At 56.8% G+C, this 16614-nt stretch carries 21 protein-coding genes; 12 read left to right on the top strand and 9 right to left on the bottom strand.

Going from position 1 to position 16614, the window contains the following annotated elements; translation table 11 throughout:
- The first annotated feature begins 116 nt into the window (after nucleotides 1–116).
- From ACI0FG_RS05370 to ACI0FG_RS05335, 8 genes are all read left to right on the top strand, one after another.
- Nucleotides 117–1265: an ABC transporter permease gene (locus ACI0FG_RS05370; protein ID WP_419787524.1), complete on the top strand. Its 1149-nt coding sequence runs from the start codon at nucleotides 117–119 to the stop codon at nucleotides 1263–1265.
- Nucleotides 1266–1267: 2 nt separating this feature from the next.
- Nucleotides 1268–2065, top strand: coding sequence for an ABC transporter ATP-binding protein (locus tag ACI0FG_RS05365; protein ID WP_419787523.1), 798 nt, complete (start codon nucleotides 1268–1270; stop codon nucleotides 2063–2065).
- Nucleotides 2066–2068: 3 nt separating this feature from the next.
- A complete protein-coding gene (locus ACI0FG_RS05360; protein WP_419787522.1) occupies nucleotides 2069–3220 on the top strand; it encodes an MlaD family protein in 1152 nt (383 codons plus the stop codon).
- A 15-nt stretch (nucleotides 3221–3235) separates the two neighbouring features.
- Nucleotides 3236–3856, top strand: coding sequence for an ABC-type transport auxiliary lipoprotein family protein (locus ACI0FG_RS05355; protein ID WP_419787521.1), 621 nt, complete (start codon nucleotides 3236–3238; stop codon nucleotides 3854–3856).
- Nucleotides 3857–4396, top strand: coding sequence for a ribosome biogenesis factor YjgA (gene yjgA / locus ACI0FG_RS05350; protein WP_419787520.1), 540 nt, complete (start codon nucleotides 3857–3859; stop codon nucleotides 4394–4396).
- A gap of 89 nt (nucleotides 4397–4485) precedes the next feature.
- Nucleotides 4486–4755 carry a hypothetical protein gene (locus ACI0FG_RS05345; protein ID WP_419787519.1) on the top strand — a complete coding sequence of 90 codons (270 nt, stop codon included), beginning with the start codon at nucleotides 4486–4488 and terminating at the stop codon, nucleotides 4753–4755.
- Between the two features lie 172 nt (nucleotides 4756–4927).
- On the top strand, nucleotides 4928–5866 hold the full coding sequence (locus tag ACI0FG_RS05340) for a hypothetical protein (protein WP_419787518.1): 939 nt from the start codon (nucleotides 4928–4930) through the stop codon (nucleotides 5864–5866).
- Between the two features lie 194 nt (nucleotides 5867–6060).
- The gene (locus ACI0FG_RS05335) at nucleotides 6061–6975 is read left to right on the top strand and encodes a DMT family transporter (RefSeq protein WP_419787517.1); all 915 of its coding nucleotides are present in this window, start codon (nucleotides 6061–6063) and stop codon (nucleotides 6973–6975) included.
- Here the strand turns inward: ACI0FG_RS05335 and ACI0FG_RS05330 are convergent.
- A complete protein-coding gene (locus ACI0FG_RS05330; protein WP_419787516.1) occupies nucleotides 6968–7795 on the bottom strand; it encodes a 1,4-dihydroxy-6-naphthoate synthase in 828 nt (275 codons plus the stop codon). The genes ACI0FG_RS05335 and ACI0FG_RS05330 overlap by 8 nt on opposite strands.
- Nucleotides 7796–7915: 120 nt before the next feature.
- On the opposite strand from ACI0FG_RS05330, the gene ACI0FG_RS05325 reads away from it, so the two are divergent.
- Genes ACI0FG_RS05325 through ACI0FG_RS05310 form a run of 4 tightly spaced genes read left to right on the top strand, consistent with a single transcriptional unit; the run spans nucleotide 7916 to nucleotide 11615 of the window.
- Nucleotides 7916–8548: a TetR/AcrR family transcriptional regulator gene (locus ACI0FG_RS05325; RefSeq protein WP_419787515.1), complete on the top strand. Its 633-nt coding sequence runs from the start codon at nucleotides 7916–7918 to the stop codon at nucleotides 8546–8548.
- Nucleotides 8549–8557: 9 nt separating this feature from the next.
- Nucleotides 8558–9652, top strand: a complete 1095-nt coding sequence (mqnE, locus tag ACI0FG_RS05320; protein WP_419787514.1) for an aminofutalosine synthase MqnE — start codon at nucleotides 8558–8560, stop codon at nucleotides 9650–9652.
- Between the two features lie 44 nt (nucleotides 9653–9696).
- The gene (mqnC, locus tag ACI0FG_RS05315) at nucleotides 9697–10770 is read left to right on the top strand and encodes a cyclic dehypoxanthinyl futalosine synthase (protein ID WP_419787513.1); all 1074 of its coding nucleotides are present in this window, start codon (nucleotides 9697–9699) and stop codon (nucleotides 10768–10770) included.
- A complete protein-coding gene (locus ACI0FG_RS05310; RefSeq protein WP_419787512.1) occupies nucleotides 10767–11615 on the top strand; it encodes a menaquinone biosynthetic enzyme MqnA/MqnD family protein in 849 nt (282 codons plus the stop codon). Before mqnC ends, ACI0FG_RS05310 begins: the two co-directional genes overlap by 4 nt.
- Here the strand turns inward: ACI0FG_RS05310 and ACI0FG_RS05305 are convergent.
- The 8 genes from ACI0FG_RS05305 to map form a co-directional block, all read right to left on the bottom strand.
- A complete protein-coding gene (locus ACI0FG_RS05305; RefSeq protein ID WP_419787511.1) occupies nucleotides 11600–12523 on the bottom strand; it encodes a selenium metabolism-associated LysR family transcriptional regulator in 924 nt (307 codons plus the stop codon). The genes ACI0FG_RS05310 and ACI0FG_RS05305 overlap by 16 nt on opposite strands.
- An 82-nt stretch (nucleotides 12524–12605) precedes the next feature.
- Nucleotides 12606–13064 carry a 50S ribosomal protein L17 gene (gene rplQ / locus ACI0FG_RS05300; RefSeq protein ID WP_419787510.1) on the bottom strand — a complete coding sequence of 153 codons (459 nt, stop codon included), beginning with the start codon at nucleotides 13062–13064 and terminating at the stop codon, nucleotides 12606–12608.
- Nucleotides 13054–14094 (bottom strand): DNA-directed RNA polymerase subunit alpha, encoded by a 1041-nt coding sequence (locus ACI0FG_RS05295; protein ID WP_419787509.1) that lies wholly within the window; start codon nucleotides 14092–14094, stop codon nucleotides 13054–13056. The genes rplQ and ACI0FG_RS05295 overlap by 11 nt, the downstream gene beginning before the upstream one ends.
- 12 nt (nucleotides 14095–14106) lie before the next feature.
- Entirely contained in the window at nucleotides 14107–14733 is a 627-nt protein-coding gene (gene rpsD / locus ACI0FG_RS05290; protein ID WP_419787508.1) for a 30S ribosomal protein S4, read from the bottom strand.
- Between the two features lie 17 nt (nucleotides 14734–14750).
- Nucleotides 14751–15137, bottom strand: coding sequence for a 30S ribosomal protein S11 (rpsK, locus tag ACI0FG_RS05285; RefSeq protein ID WP_419787507.1), 387 nt, complete (start codon nucleotides 15135–15137; stop codon nucleotides 14751–14753).
- Between the two features lie 84 nt (nucleotides 15138–15221).
- On the bottom strand, nucleotides 15222–15593 hold the full coding sequence (gene rpsM / locus ACI0FG_RS05280; protein WP_419787506.1) for a 30S ribosomal protein S13: 372 nt from the start codon (nucleotides 15591–15593) through the stop codon (nucleotides 15222–15224).
- A 12-nt stretch (nucleotides 15594–15605) separates the two neighbouring features.
- Nucleotides 15606–15719 (bottom strand): 50S ribosomal protein L36, encoded by a 114-nt coding sequence (gene rpmJ / locus ACI0FG_RS05275; protein ID WP_014324049.1) that lies wholly within the window; start codon nucleotides 15717–15719, stop codon nucleotides 15606–15608.
- Between the two features lie 124 nt (nucleotides 15720–15843).
- The gene (gene map / locus ACI0FG_RS05270; RefSeq protein WP_419787505.1) at nucleotides 15844–16614 is read right to left on the bottom strand and encodes a type I methionyl aminopeptidase; all 771 of its coding nucleotides are present in this window, start codon (nucleotides 16612–16614) and stop codon (nucleotides 15844–15846) included.

Raw genomic sequence — 16614 nt, 5'->3', positions numbered from 1 at the left:
AGGGTTCGGTATCGGAAATAAGTATGTCGCAACTCTTTTCATTTACCGAGAGCTTATATATCTTCATTAATTGATCCGCCCGACGAAACAGAACCTTCATCCCAATGGATACCAGCGTGTCGCAACTCAATCAGCCCAACGAACTAGCCGACGCAGCCGTTGCCGCCAATACGCGGTCCGGCGTACTGACGCTTGCTCTTTCGGGCAACCTGGACGCTCCGGGAACAACGAAGATATGGGATGAATCCGTCCGCCTTGCCGGTGCAGGAACCAGTCGACAGGTGGAAGCGGACCTGGCCCGCGTGGCGTATCTGGACGGCGCGGGCGTGGCCCTCCTCGTCAAGCTGCGCGATACCGTGGCCGCACGCGGCGGCATACTCTCCCTGACCAATATGGATGAACGGTTTGCCCATCTCGTGGAACTGGCCTGGACCACCGAATTTCCCCCGAATGAAATTCGGCAGCAGGAAAAGCGCGGCCTGACCGAGAATGTCGGCAAAAGCACGAGCGAACTCCTCATCGGCCTGCATGAAATGGTCAGCTTCGTGGGCGAGGCATCGGCCATGATTCTCTTGGCCCTGCGCCACCCTTCCAAGGTCAGATGGAAGGACGTCATCCTCTCCTGCGTCAGCGTCGGCGTGGACTCACTCTTCATCATCACCCTCATCGGTTTTCTGATGGGCCTGATCATGTCCTTCCAGTCGGCCGTTACGCTGGAGCGCTTCGGTGGAGAAATTTTCATTCCCAACATGCTCGGGGTGGTCATGTTCCGGGAGATGGGGCCGCTGGTTACGGCCATTTTGCTGGCAGCGCGCTCCGGCTCCGCCTTTGCAGCCGAGATAGGCACCATGAAGATCAACGAGGAACTGGACGCCCTGACAACCATGGGCCTCTCCCCCATGCGCTTCCTCGTCGTTCCCAAGCTGCTCTCGGCGCTGGTCATGATCCCGATAATGACCATGTTCTTCAACCTCGCCTCGCTGGTGGGCGGCGCACTGGTCATGCTCTCGCTGGGATTTCCGTTGGTCACTTTCACGTCTCGCGTCTTCGTCTACCTGACCTATGCGGGATTCTGGGGCGGGATTCTCAAGGCGGTTGTCTTCGCCATACTGGTGGCGGGCGTGGGATGCCTGCGCGGTATGCAGACAAAAACCGGCGCGAGCGCCGTGGGCCTCTCCACCACCAGCGCTGTGGTTTCCGGCATCGTGGCCATCGCCTTTGCCGACGGCCTGTTCGCCGTGGCTTTCTATTACCTGGGACTTTAGCCATGAAACAGCGCACCCCAGCCATATCCGTCCGCAATCTCACCTGCGGCTACAATGAGACAGTCATACTCAAGGACATCACCTTTGACGTCATGGAAGGTGAGATTTTCATTATTCTCGGCGGTTCCGGATGCGGCAAATCCACCCTGCTCAAGAATATGATCGGCCTCTATCAGCCAATGGCCGGACAGGTGCTGTTCGGCAAGGAGGACCTGGCCGCGGCATCGCAGAATGAGCGTATTGCCCTGACCCGCCGCTTCGGCGTCATGTATCAGATGGGCGCGCTCTTCGGCTCCATGTCCATCCTGCAAAACGTCATGCTGCCGCTGGAAGAATTTACGGAGCTTCCCGCCGAAGCCGTGGAGATGATCGCCAGGGACAAACTCGCCATGGTCAGCCTGGAACACTCGCTGCACAAGATGCCAGCAGAACTCTCCGGCGGCATGAAGAAACGGGCGGCCATCGCCAGAGCCATGGCCCTGGACCCGACAATACTTTTTCTGGATGAACCGGGGGCCGGGCTGGACCCCATATCCTCGGCCGAACTTGACGAACTGATCCTCAACCTGTCACGAACATTGGGTATCACCTTCGTCATCGTCACCCATGAGCTGGAGTCCATCTACGCCATTGCGGACCGGGTGATCATGCTGGACAAGGACGTGAAGCAGATAGTGGCCGAGGGCGATCCCAAGGAACTTCGGGACACCTCGGACAACCCATTCGTCCGGCAATTTTTCCACCGTCTCCCGTCCATAGAGGACGTGAACACAAAACGAACCGCCACGGAACAAGGATAGGCGATGATACGGAAAAACGACTACTTCAGACTGGGTGCCTTCATTCTCCTCGGCACCGGCATGATCGTGGCGGTCATCATCATTCTCGGCGCGGGCCGATATTTCGAGACCACCTATCAGGTGGAGACCTACTTCGACGAATCGGTCAACGGCCTGGAGGTCGGATCACCGGTCAAACTCCGGGGAGTCCGGGTCGGACGCGTCGCTGCCATCGGATTTGCCAACAACATTTACAAAAAGGCCAGGGAACAGCAGCACCATTATGTGTATGTGCTGTGCGACATCAATCCGGACATGTTCGGTAATCTGGACAAAGACGAGTTCAAGGCCCTCATTGCCCGGGATATAGAAAACGGCCTGCGGGTCCGTCCCACCACACTGGGCCTCACCGGCCAGTTGTTCCTGAATCTGGTCTTCGACAAAACGGCACCATCCAGCAGCCTGAAAATGGACTGGACGCCCCGTGACATCTACATTCCGTCCGAACAAAGCACGCTGAGCCGCATTGAAGGCGCCGTGACCGCCATCAGTGAAACGCTGGGCAGCCTGAACAAGGAAGATATCACCAGCATCATCAAGGACGTGAAGTCCATCGTCAGCGCGATCAGTGAGTTCATGCACACCAAGGATGGTCAGGAGGCGGGCAAACGGATGATTAGCCTGCTGACCGAGGCAAGGAATCTCCTGGCGAGGGCCAACAAGATCCTGGACGACCCCGCTGCGGAACGCATCCTGCCCGAAACGGCCAGGACCATCGCCGCGCTGGGCGACATTGCCACACAGTCCAAGGACGACATCATTTCCTCGGCGGCGGAGGCGCACCAGGCTCTCGGCAGCTTCAAGCGGGCATCGGACGCCATGGCAAAGCTTCTGTCCGATCCGCGCATGGATAAGGCCATGGCCAACATCGCGCCCACTCTGGAGAACGTGGCCAAGGCCTCCCAGGACCTGACCGCTTCGGTCAAGAAGGTCCACTCCCTGGTCAACCGCCTGAATGGCGTGGTGGCCAGCGAAGAGGCGAACATCCACACCATCCTGGAAGACACGCGCGAGGTGATGCAGAACCTCAAGGAACTGAGCGGCGATGCCAAACGCTATCCATCCGGCATTTTCTTCGGAAAACCGCCGAGCAAATCCGCTCCCGACACCCACTAACGCGGGAATACAGATATGAAACGAACTCTGAACCTTATCCTGATCATGGCACTGGCCATTGCGGCCACGGCCTGCGTCAAACTCGGCGGCAAGCCGCTGGACAAGACATACTATCGCATCCACCCGGCCCGAACGGAAACGGCCCGGACGAACTCCGGCATCATCCTCAAATTGCGGCGGATGACCGTTTCGGACCTCTACAACATGCGAGAGCTGGTCTACCAGATGTCCGACGGGCGCATCGAATCGGATTACTACAACACCTTTTTCGTCGCTCCGGGCAACATGCTGACCTCGGAACTGCGCACCTGGCTCGACGGTTCCGGATTGTTCAAGGACATTATAGAACCGGGCAGCATGGTCATCCCGGACCTGACCCTGGAAGGAACGGTCAACACCCTATACGGTGACTATTCCCAAAGCACTCCGGCTGCGGTGGTCGGTATGCAGTTCTTCCTGGTCGATGAGTCCACCGCCACAAACGAAATCATCTTTTCCAAAGACTACCGACGGCGCGTCCCCCTGATCCAGCCCGACCCCACGGCGCTGGTTCAGGCCATGACCAAGGCTGTCGGGTCCATTTTCACCGAACTTGAAGAAGACCTGGCCAAGGTTCCGGCCATGGCAAAAAAATAGATGGCAAAAAAAAGAAATACGACTCTCTACCGACCGGAAGAATTTGATGAACGCGAGGACCGCCCCAGCAAGTCGCAGATGAAACGGGACATGACCGCACTGCAGAAGTTGGGCGAGGATCTGGCGGCGCTCGGCGAAACCGCCGTGCGGGAAGCCGAACTGACGCCGGAGACGGTGGAAGCCCTGCTCCTCATCAAGAAACTGACGAAACACGAAGCGCGCCGCCGACACTTGCAATACGTGGGCAAGCTCATGCGCGGCTGCGACACCACCCGCGCCCGCGAGATTGTGGAGGAAGCGAGCAGGGGGCGCTCGGTAAGGGATGCTGAGTTCCACCGTCTGGAACGGCTGCGCGAGCGGCTGGTGAATGGCGACGACGACCTGCTCCAGACGCTCTTTGACACCAACCCGGAGCAGGGACAAAGGTTGCGGCAGTTCACGCTGGGAGCGAGGCGGGAAAAGGCTGCCGGCAAACCGTCCAAGGACGGCCGCGCCCTGTTCCGCCTTCTGCGGGACCTCTCTTTTCCGGAAGAAAATTGACCCTGCGCCCTTGACGGGGGCGACTGGGGATATATGTGTAATTTTACACGCATGAACCGGTGCCCTGGCACCGATGCCAAGGAGATACCATGGTTATTCACGAATACGCCGGAATCGTAACCGAACTGGAAGATCGCGACTGTCCGCACTGCGGAAAGCCCATGACCCCCTGGCTGCCGCCGGGAGAGACCGGCTGGGGCGTGATCCTTGTCTGTGAGAACAACAACTGTTCGTTCTACCTTGGCTCCGAGAGCGACATCGCCAACAAGCGCGATGGTTCCCACCTCGGTTGCCGCTATGCCCTGAACCCGGACAACGGCTACAAACCCATCAACCTTTTGGCCGTTTGCCCCCACTAGGACGACTTCGGCCAAACGCAGCCAAGCTCAAACCGCTCTGCGGAAACAGGCATGGCCCATATTCAGCGATAATCCCCCTGACGGCTCCAGACCATCAGGGGGATTTTCATTTACACCGGGCTGTCCCCCTGCCCCTTGATAAAACAATTCAAAGGATTGTACGGTATTTTCCATGAAGCCCACCGTAGACGTCCTCATCAATGTTTTCGGAAAACCCAATCAGACGGCGCTCTCGCTGCTTTCCCTGCTGGAATATTCCGGCGAACATATTGGATTGATCTACTTTCAGGAAGAACCGGCCACGGCGGAATATGAGAAGAAGAGCCATGACAGGCTGCTGGAATTCCTGGGAGACCGGGTGGTCCATTTCATGCCCAAATACTGGAACGGCATAGATCCGACGGACCTGAACAAGCTCACATCCGACAGGGACTATCTGCTCTCCATGCGCTACCAGCACGGCTGGGAAACAGCCCAGACCGAATTCGTACTGACGATTCACAACGATATCGAAGTGCATGGGGATATCGTGGGCAACCTGCTCGACACGATAGGCGACAACGCCGGGGCCGGTGAGATCGGCCAGTGCTGGTGGTGCCCGGCGGGACAAAACGGACAGTGTGACCCCACGCGCTACACGGAGTTCACCCCATCCTACCAGTACCTTATGAAGGTATACAACAAGGGGTTTGATCCCAAACAGCGCAGGGCCTATCACCTGGGTCTGTCACAACAGTTTAAGGATCGTCCCTGGCCGCTGCCGGAATGCCGTCTCAACGAATGGTGCGCTTTGATAAATATAGACAAGGTCCGTCCGGATACCATGCCCTTTGGCTCCGGCACCCCCTTTGGAGCCCTTGTCGCCTCGGGGGCCCTCATCGGCGAAAATCACGACCGGCCTGTATGTCTGGATACCGGGGTTCAATGGTTTCGGGACATGAACCACATGGGCCACCGCTTCGCCCACTACGACATATACCGGGACATCACTCATGACCGGCTTGGCAACGCAGCTCTCGACTCGCCCGAACTCTACATACGAAAAGAGATTACCGCGCTCCACGCGCTTAGGGAAAATCACGCCTGTTTTTACAAATTCCTTACGTCCTAGCCTACCTATCACCCATACATTACCACATTTTCCACACGTATCGTCATCCTCCACGACACGTATCCCTCCATATTCCCAAAGTCATTATCCAAGCCGAATCAATCCATGGAAATAAATGATGGATTTTCCAGTTTCCCTGGGCGTTGTAGAATGATAGAGCTGCCTATCTCGAAACCCAAAAGCCGGTGAGCAAGATGGAAAACAAAGGCAAGGCAATCGTGGCGCTGTGGGGCGCCGTTATCCTCTGGGCCAGCTCATTTATCGTGCTCAAGATCGCCTTTGCCCATTTCGATCCCATGGTGGTTATTTTCGGCCGGATGCTCATCGCATCACTCTGCTTCCTTACGGTATTCAAACGGCTGAACCACATTGACTACCGCCCCGGCGACTGGAAACGGCTGCTCATCATGGGCGTGTGCGAACCAGGCCTCTATTTTGTCTTCGAAGCCATGGCCCTGACGTACACCGACGCCTCCCAGGCAGGCATGATCTGCGCCCTGCTCCCGCTCATGGTGGCCGTGGTCGCCCGCTTCACCCTTGGAGAGCACATCACCAAGAGAACCATGTCCGGGTTCATGTTGGCCATTGTAGGGGCGGTGCTGCTCTCCGCCACAGCGTCGGCCACGGAAACCGCGTCCAATCCCGCGCTTGGCAACTTCCTCGAATTCCTGGCCATGGTCTGCGCCACCGGGTACATCATAACCCTCAAGGGACTGACCCCACGCTACGGCTCCTGGTTCCTGACCATGATCCAGGCCTTTGTTGGCTCTCTCTTCTACCTGCCCCTGCTCTTTCTGCCGTCCACCCAGCTGCCCACCGCCCTCAACCTGCCCGGTGTGCTTTCCGTCCTGTACCTCGGCGTCTTCGTGACCATCGGGGCATACGGACTCTACAACTGGGGCATGTCGGTCACCTCGGCCTCCCAGGCATCGGCCTTCATCAATCTGATCCCGGTCATAACCCTGATCATGGGCTGGCTGTTTCTGGACGAGCGGCTGAACATCCTGCAATACGCAGCGTCCGCCATCGTCATCGCCGGGGTATATCTGAGCCAGGGCAAGAGCAAACACACCGGCTCCGGCAAACAGCCGGTAAAAGATCTTACCTAGGAATAAAGACCTCGCTGCCGGTCCATCCGGCTTCCCGCAACAACCGCTCCACGCCCTGCTCACCGACCTCGCCCACGTCGAGGCTGTAGTCCGTGACAAACGTTTCAATGTGGCGGCGAATGACGGAATCGTCCATCTCCTGCGCATGTTGCTTGATGTAGTCCCATGCCGCTCCGGGGTTTGATCTGGCAAGCTCAAGACTCCGGCGAATGGCCGCATTCATGGCCTGCGCGGTATCCATCCCCAAGGTCCGGCGGATGGCGATGCCCCCAAGCGGCACGGGCGAGCCTGAGTAGGTTTCCCACCACTCCCCTAAATCCGCTACCCGAGTCAGACCAAGCTTTTCGTAAGTAAATCGCCCTTCGTGAATGACGACGCCTGCCGCCACTTTTCCGGCAGCAACGGCGGGCATGATCTGATCGAAGACCATCTCCCGCAACCGTACCGAGATGCCCGCTTCGCGACAGCAAAGAGAAAAAAGCAGGCTTGCGGTGGTACGTCGCCCCGGGATGGCCACCTCACAACCGTCCAGCGACTCCAGAGAGCGGTCCTCGCCGGAAACCAGCAGCGGGCCGACGCCGAAACCCATGGCGCCTCCGGCACGCAACAATATGTAATTATCCAAAATTCCGACGACCGCGCCGACCGAGACCTTGACCACATCCAATGTCCCTTCCGTGGCCCGGCCGTTCAGCTCCTCCACGTCAGCCAGGGTGACATCCAGCCCTCCGGGCCACTCCACTCTGCCGGAGGCAAGACCTTGAAAAATAAACGTATCATTGGGACAAGGTGAATATCCAAGCATCAGTTTGCGAGACATGCCCACTCCTTTCCAAACCGAGAAGTTCGGCCCTGTTGACAGATTCGATCACCACGGATACACATGGTGACCACCCGGTCACCATTACCCGACGGGTGGCCGTAGCGCAAGGAAGGAAACATGAGCGGGACAAAACAGACCTTCGAAAATCTGCCGGAAGAAAAACAAAGCCGAGTCCTGACAGAGGCCACCCAGGAATTTGCCGACCATGGCTACCAGGAAGCGAGCATCAATCGCATCGTGGCCCGGCTCGGCATAGCCAAGGGATCGGTCTTCAAATACTTTGGCAGCAAGGCCGGACTGTTCGAGCATATCTTCAGCCGGGCGGTGGCGGACTTCAAAGGGCCGCTCAAGGCCATCCGGGATACGGACGGCGATTTTTTCAGCCGCATCGAGCAGAGCTTTCTGGCTGGCGGCGCGTTCATCGACGCGCACCCGCAAATCTACCGCATCTATCTCAAGATGCTTTTCAACGAGAACTTTCCGCTCAGGGGAAAATTCCTGCAGGAAATTCGACAGGCCCACGCCAAGTATCTGGGGGCGCTGGTGGACGACGGAATCGCATCCGGCGAACTGCGCCCCGATCTCGACCGTGAAATGACCGTCTTCCTGCTCCACACCATGCTGGACAGGTTCCTCCAAAATCATGCCGTTCCCTCCCAGGATACCGGCATTGACCCTGCCCCGCACACCATGAAGGAGCGTGCCCGCGCCATGTCCGAATTCCTTCGCCACGGCCTGAGCGCCAAATAGGAGAACATCATGCCCCTGCTCAACAACGACTACTACCGCAACATGGGCCTCAAGAATATCCAGGAAAAGGTCATGTCCGGCGAGCGGCTCACCTTCGAGGACGGCCAGCTCCTTTTCGAATGCCCGGAACCGCTGGCCGTGGGCTCACTGGCCAACATGGTGCGCACCCGGCTGCATGGCGACAAGGCCTTCTATGTCGTCAACCAGCACATCAACTACACCAACGTCTGCGTCAACGGTTGCACGTTCTGCGCCTACCAGCGGGAGGACGGTGCGGACGGCGGCTTCGTCCTCTCCGTGGAAACAATTATCTCCAGCATCGACGCCACAGGCCTCACTCCCCGTGAGATCCATATTGTCGGCGGCTGCCACCCCTGGCTGCCCCTCACTTTTTTTGAGGATGTTCTGAAGGCGGTCAAAATCCGGCTTCCCCAGACCGTCATCAAGGCGTTCACCGCCGTGGAGATTGCGCATTTCGCCACCCTGGAAGGCTGTCCTTCCCGGGAAGTGCTGGCTCGTCTGCAAACAGCCGGACTGGACATGCTGGCCGGAGGCGGAGCCGAAATATTTGCCCCATCCGTACGGGAACGGATTTGCCCGCGCAAGGCCACTGCCGACCAGTGGCTGACCATCCATGAGGAAGCGCACAACATGGGCATCGGCACCAACTGCACCATGCTCTTCGGACACATCGAATCCCGGGAGGATCGGCTCGATCACCTCATCCGCCTGCGCGAGGCCCAGGACCGTAGCCCCGGGTTCAACTGCTTCATTCCGCTGCCGTTTCTTACGGAGAACAGCCGACTCACCGTGGACAACCCGCTCACAGGCCTGGAGACGCTGCGCACCATCGCAGTGGCCCGGCTCATGCTCGACAATATTCCGCACATCAAGGCCTACTGGGTCATGCTGGGCATCAAGGAGGCGCAGGCCGCCCTCAAGTTCGGAGCCGACGATTTCGACGGAACCGTTGTGGAAGAGAAGATCGGCCACGAGGCCGGGGCAACCTCGCAACAGGGCCTTTCCAAGGCAGAACTGTGCGAAATGCTCCGGGGCTGCGGCTGCACTCCGGTGGAGCGGGACGGACAGTTCAACGAAGTCTAGGGACTTCCCTCCTCATTCTGCCAAGACAAAAACACGAGTTGATAATGGAATCGTTGCATTCGATATATGAGAAGATTCTGGATGGCGGCCGCTTGGCATTCGACGAAGCGCTGAAGGTCTATGAGGAAGCCGACTTCCACGACCTGGGGTTCCTTGCCCACCGGGTACGGCTGGCAAAGCATCCCGATCCTGTCGTGACCTATGTTGTGGACCGCAACATCAATTATTCCAACGTCTGCGTCTGCTGCTGCAAGTTCTGCGCATTCTTCAAACACCCCGGCGAAGATGGCGCCTACGTCCTCTCCAATGAGGAGATAGGACGCAAGATCGACGAGACCAAAGCGCTTGGCGGCACCCAGATTCTGATGCAGGGCGGCCACCACCCGGACCTGCCGCTTTCCTGGTACGAGGACCTGCTTAGATTCATCAAGACCGAGCACCCGGTGCACATTCATGCCTTCTCCCCGCCAGAAATCGTTTTCTGGTCCAAGCAGGAAGGGATCGGCGTGGGCGAGGTCATCAGACGACTGCGCGCTGCCGGTCTGGATTCCATCCCCGGTGGCGGCGCGGAAATTCTGGTGGACGAAGTTCGTTCCGCTGTTGCGCCGAACAAATGCCCAGCCAATGAGTGGCTCGGCGTTATGGAAGAGGCACACCGGCAAGGAATGCGCACTACCGCAACCATGATGTTCGGCCACGAGGAAACGCCAAGGCAACGGCTGGAACATCTCTTTGCCGTGCGCGAAACGCAGGACCGAACCGGCGGGTTCACAGCGTTTATCCCTTGGACATTTCAGCCGGACAACACCCAACTCAGCCACTGCCGCAAACTGACCAGCGTGGAGTACCTGCGCACCCTGGCCGTCTCGCGCCTTGTGCTGGATAACGTGGACAATATCCAGGTCTCCTGGGTGACCATGGGACCAGCCATAGCCCAGCTGGCGCTCTTCTTTGGCGGCAATGATTTCGGGTCAACCATGATCGAGGAAAATGTGGTACAGGCCGCCGGAGTCCGATTTCGACTCTCTCGCGCGGAAATTCACCGGCTGGTGGACAATGCCGGGTTTACGCCACGGCAACGGACCATGGACTATCAGTCGGTTGGAGGTCGCATATGAGCGTCCGCTTGGGCCGCATAGGCTACCTCAATGTACTTCCCATTCATCACCCGCTGGAAACCGGAATCATTGAGAACGACTTTGAAATTGTCGCCGGTCCGCCTGCCGAACTCAATGTGCTGATGGATGCGGGGCAACTGGATTTGTCCGGCTGCTCAAGTATCGAATACGCCCGACACCATGAAAAATATTACCTCATCCCCGACATTGCCATCGGGAGCCGGGGACCGGTTCAGAGCGTTCTTCTGCTCAGCAGAAAACCGGTGAAAGAACTGGACGGAAGAACGGTCCTGGTCAGCGCCCAGACACACACCTCGGCCGCCCTGCTCCGCGTGCTTCTGGCGGAACTCTGGGGCATCAGTGCGGACTACGTCACAGGAGACGCCACAGCGATGCTGGAGACCGGCGAGCATCCCGAAGCCATTCTGTGTATCGGGGACGAAGCCCTCAATCTTCGCTATCACCAAGACTACCCGGTGCGGACCGACCTGGGAGAAGCCTGGCGACAATTAACCGGAGAACCATTTATTTTCGGGGTGTGGATTGCCAGCCGGAAGAGCTATGCCGCCAACGAGACAAAAATCAGGCAGGCCTGTGAGACCCTGATGGCCGCACGACGATGGGGAACGGACCATCTGGCGGAACTGTGCGTCCTGGCGGCAGAAGGCAGCCGCCTGAATCAACGGGAAATGTGTTCGTATTTTGTCGGACTTCTATACGACTTTGCGAAGGCCGAAGTACGGGGACTGCGACTCTTTTATGAGTACCTAAGCCGGCACGGCATCATCAAGGCCGTGCCTCCTATCAACTTTCTCCCCGGTACAGTGGATTACTCCACGGAATAGCCTTCGCCGAACTGAAGTCCCTTGGAGGTATGCTCGATAAAGGCCCGAAGAGCCGGAAGCATGTGCCGTCCCTCATTGTAGATAAGATAGAAATGGCGTTTGCCTTCAAGGGCCGGGACATTAAGTCGGACCAAGGCACCACTCTCGATAAAGCGAGAAGAGGCAAGACGCGAAGTCACGCTGACGCCGGAACCGCGCAATGTATGCGCCAGGGCCTCGTTTGTGCCATCCACCCAGCACCGAACCGTAAGATCATTCAAAGTCAACCCCAGAGAGCCCAACTGCATTTCCAGCGAATGCCGGGTAGCCGAACCCTTGCCACGCATTACCCAGGGCAAACGGGCCAACGTTTCCATGCTGATCGCTCCATCATCCTTGGGGAGCCATTCGGCATGTTTGGCTGCAACCACTACGGTATCGTCCTCAAAAATCAATTTGGAGGTGACGCCTTCCTCTGTAGGCAACTCACCCACAATACCGACAGGCCAGTCGCCACAGGCGACCCTACGGATGACCTCAAAAGAATCACCGGTATGAACCGTAAAGGTTACCTGGGGATATCGCTTGAAAAAATCGGAAAGGATACGCGGAACGATGTAAAACGAGGGTATGGTACTGCATCCGACGGCGACATCCCCCACAACCTTGTCCCGTAGCATCTCGATGGACGCACGAGCCTCCTTGAGGTTCTCAAAGACAGCCACCGCGCTTCGATACAGCACGTCGCCAGCCTGAGTGGGCAGAACCTTCCGGCCGAGGCGGTCGAAAAGCTTGACGCCAAGCTCCGCTTCCAGGTTGGCCACATGCGAGCTGATGGTCGGCTGTGACAAAAACATGACTTCACCGGCCTTTGAGAAACTCTGTAACTCATAGACCTGGCAGAACGCTTCAAGCTTTCGAACATCCATCGAATAAATACCGCCTATTTATCGAGAATATCTATAACAAATCTAAAAAAAAGGGCAGGTCGAAGACCTGCCCTTTAATACACTATTCTGCCTTTTCGGAATCCGAAGCTACGGGAGCTTCATCCTTCGGGGCTTCCGCCTTGGGAGCGGGTTTCTCAGCTTTGGTCTCCTCTTTCTTGGAGGAGGCCTTCACGGTCAGCTCAATGATGACCATGGGGGCGCAATCGCCCTTGCGGGGCTGAGAGAGTTTGAGGATACGGGTGTAACCGCCCTTACCGTCGAAACGGGGACCGATTTCGTCAAAGAGACGCTGCACCATCTGGTGGCTACCCAAGACCTTGTAAGCCTCACGGCGCGAATGCACGTCGTTGCGCAGGGCCAGAGTGATGATTTTATCGACGATGCGGCGAAGTTCCTTGGCCTTGGCCTCGGTGGTGCGGATCTGCTCATAGGTCAGGAGCGCGCGGGTCATGTTCTTGAACATGGCGGCACGGTGCGTATTGGACCGATTGAGTTTCCGGCCGGACTTTCTATGCCTCATTTTTCTCTTTCCTCTTCAACCATTCCTGGTATTTCTTGTCAAAATCATCGACCGTCATGCCGAACTTGAGGGTCATGCTGTCAAGCACCCGGCGGATTTCATCCAGGGACTTACGACCAAAATTCTTGGTCTTCAGCATGGCCTGCTCAGTGCGCTGTACCAACTCGCCGACCAACTGGATGTTGGCGGCCTTAAGGCAGTTGGTGGCGCGAACCGAAAGCTCAAGTTCATCGATGGATTTGAAAAGATTCGGATTCAGATCAATCGAATCTTCCTTTTTCTCGGTGGCCTGGGAAGACAGTTCATCAAAATTGATGAACACGGAGAGCTGGTCCTTGAGGATCTTGGCGCTGTAAGCACAGGCATCCTCGGGAGAAACAGAACCATCGGTCCAAACTTCCAGGACAAGCTTGTCATAGTTGGTCATCTGACCGACACGAGCCTGTTCCACAGAGTAAGCCACCTTTTTGACCGGAGAGTAGCTGGCGTCCAGAATGATGGACCCGATATCTTCGATCAATCCTTCGTGCATATCAGCCGGGACGTACCCCTTGCCCATACGGATCTCGAGCTCCATCTTCAGAGGACGATCCTCGGTCAACGTGGCTATCAGCTGATCCTTGTTCAGAACGGTAACGTTCTGATTTTCCTGAATCATGCCGGCGGTGACCGGTCCCTTGGCGTTGGCCTCAAGGACAATCTTCTGCGGCTCGTCCGTGGTCATGGCGATACGCACCTGCTTGAGGTTGAGCACAACCTCAGTCATGTCTTCAAGGACACCAGGCAGCGTCGTGAACTCGTGCTGAACGCCCTCGATAGAGGCTGCCACGATGGCGCAGCCCTGCATGGAGGACAAAAGCACCCGGCGCATGGCATTGCCTATGGTCGTTGCATAGCCGCGTTCCAGAGGTTCGCAGATGAACTTGCCGTAGTTCTCGCCGGACTTGGGGTCGCGCACGAGGGATTCGGGCTTAACCAGTTCGTTCCAGTTGCGGGTGTTGATAAGTTTGTCGCCATTCTCAATAAGCATGAGATCCCCTATTTACTTGGAGTACAGTTCGACAATAAGCTGCTCGTTGATCGGGAACTGGATATCTTCCCGGCTCGGCATGGCTTTGACCGTGCCCTTGAAGTTGGCGCCATCGGATTCCAGCCAATCGGGGCAGCCGCGGCGGGCAATAACTTCCTGAGCCTCGCCAATCACAGGGATCTTGCGGGCTTCCTCACGGACTTCAATCACATCTTCGGACTTGACCTGCATGGACGGAACGTTCACGCGGCGGCCGTTAAGCTTGAAGATGCCATGACGAACGAGCTGACGAGCCTGATCGCGGGAATTGGCAAAACCAAGACGGTAAATAACGTTGTCCAGTCGACGCTCCAGGAGCATCAGCAGGTTGTGACCCGTGACACCCTTCATGCCATCGGCACGGGAGTAGTACTCACGGAACTGGCCTTCCAGAACGCCATACATGCGACGCACCTTTTGCTTCTCACGAAGCATGGTGGCGTAGTCGCTCATCTTGTGACGCATGCGTCCGGAGTGTCCCGGAGGATAGGGGCGCTTTTCGTAAGCGCACTTGTCAGTGTAGCAGCGATCGCCCTTGAGGAAGAGCTTTTCGCCTTCCCGACGGCAGAGCTTGCATTTTGCTTCAGTATATCTGGCCACGATTATTTCTCCTTACGTTAGACGCGGCGGCGCTTGGGCGGACGGCAACCGTTGTGGGGAATCGGGGTGATGTCCCGGATGAAGGTCACCTTGAAACCGGCATTGTTAATGGCGCGCATGGCGGCCTCACGGCCGGAACCAGGGCCCTTGACGTAAATGCCGACAGTGCGCATGCCGGAATCCTGAGCACGCTTGGCTGCGGACTCGGCAGCCATCTGTGCCGCGAAAGGAGTGGACTTCCGGGAGCCCTTGAAAGCGGCACCGGCAGAAGCCCAGCTGACGACATTGCCCTTGACATCGGTAAAGGTCACGATCGTATTGTTGAACGTGGCCTTGACGTGCGCGATGCCAACGGGAATGTTCTTCTTTTCTTTTTTCTTCCCAGCTCGACGAGGTCTAGCCATTTCGTTGATCTCCGTTGAATAAATGTCGTATAAACGCGACATGCCCCCGGATAAGGGACCGCGCGTAACTCACATGCAGGAAGACTACTTCTTCTTGCGGCTCATAACGGAACGGCGGGGTCCCTTACGAGTGCGAGCATTAGTCTTGGATTTCTGGCCGCGAACAGGCAGTCCGCGACGATGCCGCAGACCACGATAGCAGCCAATATCCATCAGCCGCTTGATGTTCGTGGTGATATCGCGACGGAGATCACCCTCGACCTTGTAATTGTCTTCAAGTTCGTTACGGATAGCGTTGACATCCTCAGCAGACAGGTCGTCGCTGTTGGTCTGCCAATCGATATTGGTATCCGTAAGAATCTTCATGGCCATGGTCCGGCCGATGCCGTAAATATAGGTCAGCGCAATATCCATGCGCTTATTCCTCGGCAGGTCTACACCAGCTATACGTGCCATAGTTCTAACCCTTTATCCTTGACGCTGCTTGTGGCGGGGGTTCTCGCAGATTACGCGAAGAACGCCGTTGCGCCGGATGACTTTGCACTTGGAACACATTTTCTTAACAGAAGGTCTGACTTTCATGACCAACTCCAGATTGCTAAATAACAGTAATGGACACGCCCCCTTGTGGGGGTGGCCTTTTAAACGAAGCTGCGTTTTATACAGCGTTTTAGGACAATAAGCAAGCCAAATATTTCCAACGGAATTATTCGGACAAACTCAATATCCGAGGCCCATCATGTGTAACCGCTATGGTATGCTCAAAATGAGCGGACAGTTTCCTGTCTTTAGTTACAGCGGTCCACCTGTCGGCAAGCATTTCAACTTCGTAGGTTCCAAGCGTGACCATCGGCTCAATGGCTAGCACCATTCCGGCCTTGAGAGGAACACCGGACATGCCCTTGGGAACGAAGTTCGGGATCTCTGGCTTTTCATGCAAATGACTGCCGATCCCATGCCCGACAAAGCGACGGACTATACCGAAACCGAACCCTTCAACATATGACTGGATTGCCGCGGAAATGTCATAGAGGTTGTTGCCGGGTACGGCCTGCTCGATACCTATATATAGAGACTCACGGGTAACATCCATGAGTTTCTGCGCATCTGGCGAAACTTTTCCCACACCAAAGGTGCGGGCGGAATCGCCATAAAAACCTTCGTACACGACGCCCATATCAAAACTGACGATATCGCCTTCCTTGAGGATGCGCTCCTTGGAAGGAAATCCGTGTACAATTTCCTCATTCACGGAACAACACAGGGCAAACGGAAAGCCCTGGTATCCCAAAAAAGCTGGGCGGACTCCATGCTCATCGCACCGGGCCCGACATATATCCTCGAAGGTCATTGTGGAAACGCCGGGTTTCACGGCCTCCCCCAGTTCGTCGAGGATAAGAGAAACAATATGATTGGCCTCACGCATGAGGCCAATCTCATTGTCATTCTTAAGGAAGACTCCCCTGAATTTCTTCAA

The sequence above is a fragment of the Pseudodesulfovibrio sp. 7M6 genome (genome assembly GCF_050058625.1).
Lineage (GTDB): Bacteria > Desulfobacterota > Desulfovibrionia > Desulfovibrionales > Desulfovibrionaceae > Pseudodesulfovibrio > Pseudodesulfovibrio salinus.
This window is presented reverse-complemented; position numbering and strand designations above follow the sequence as displayed.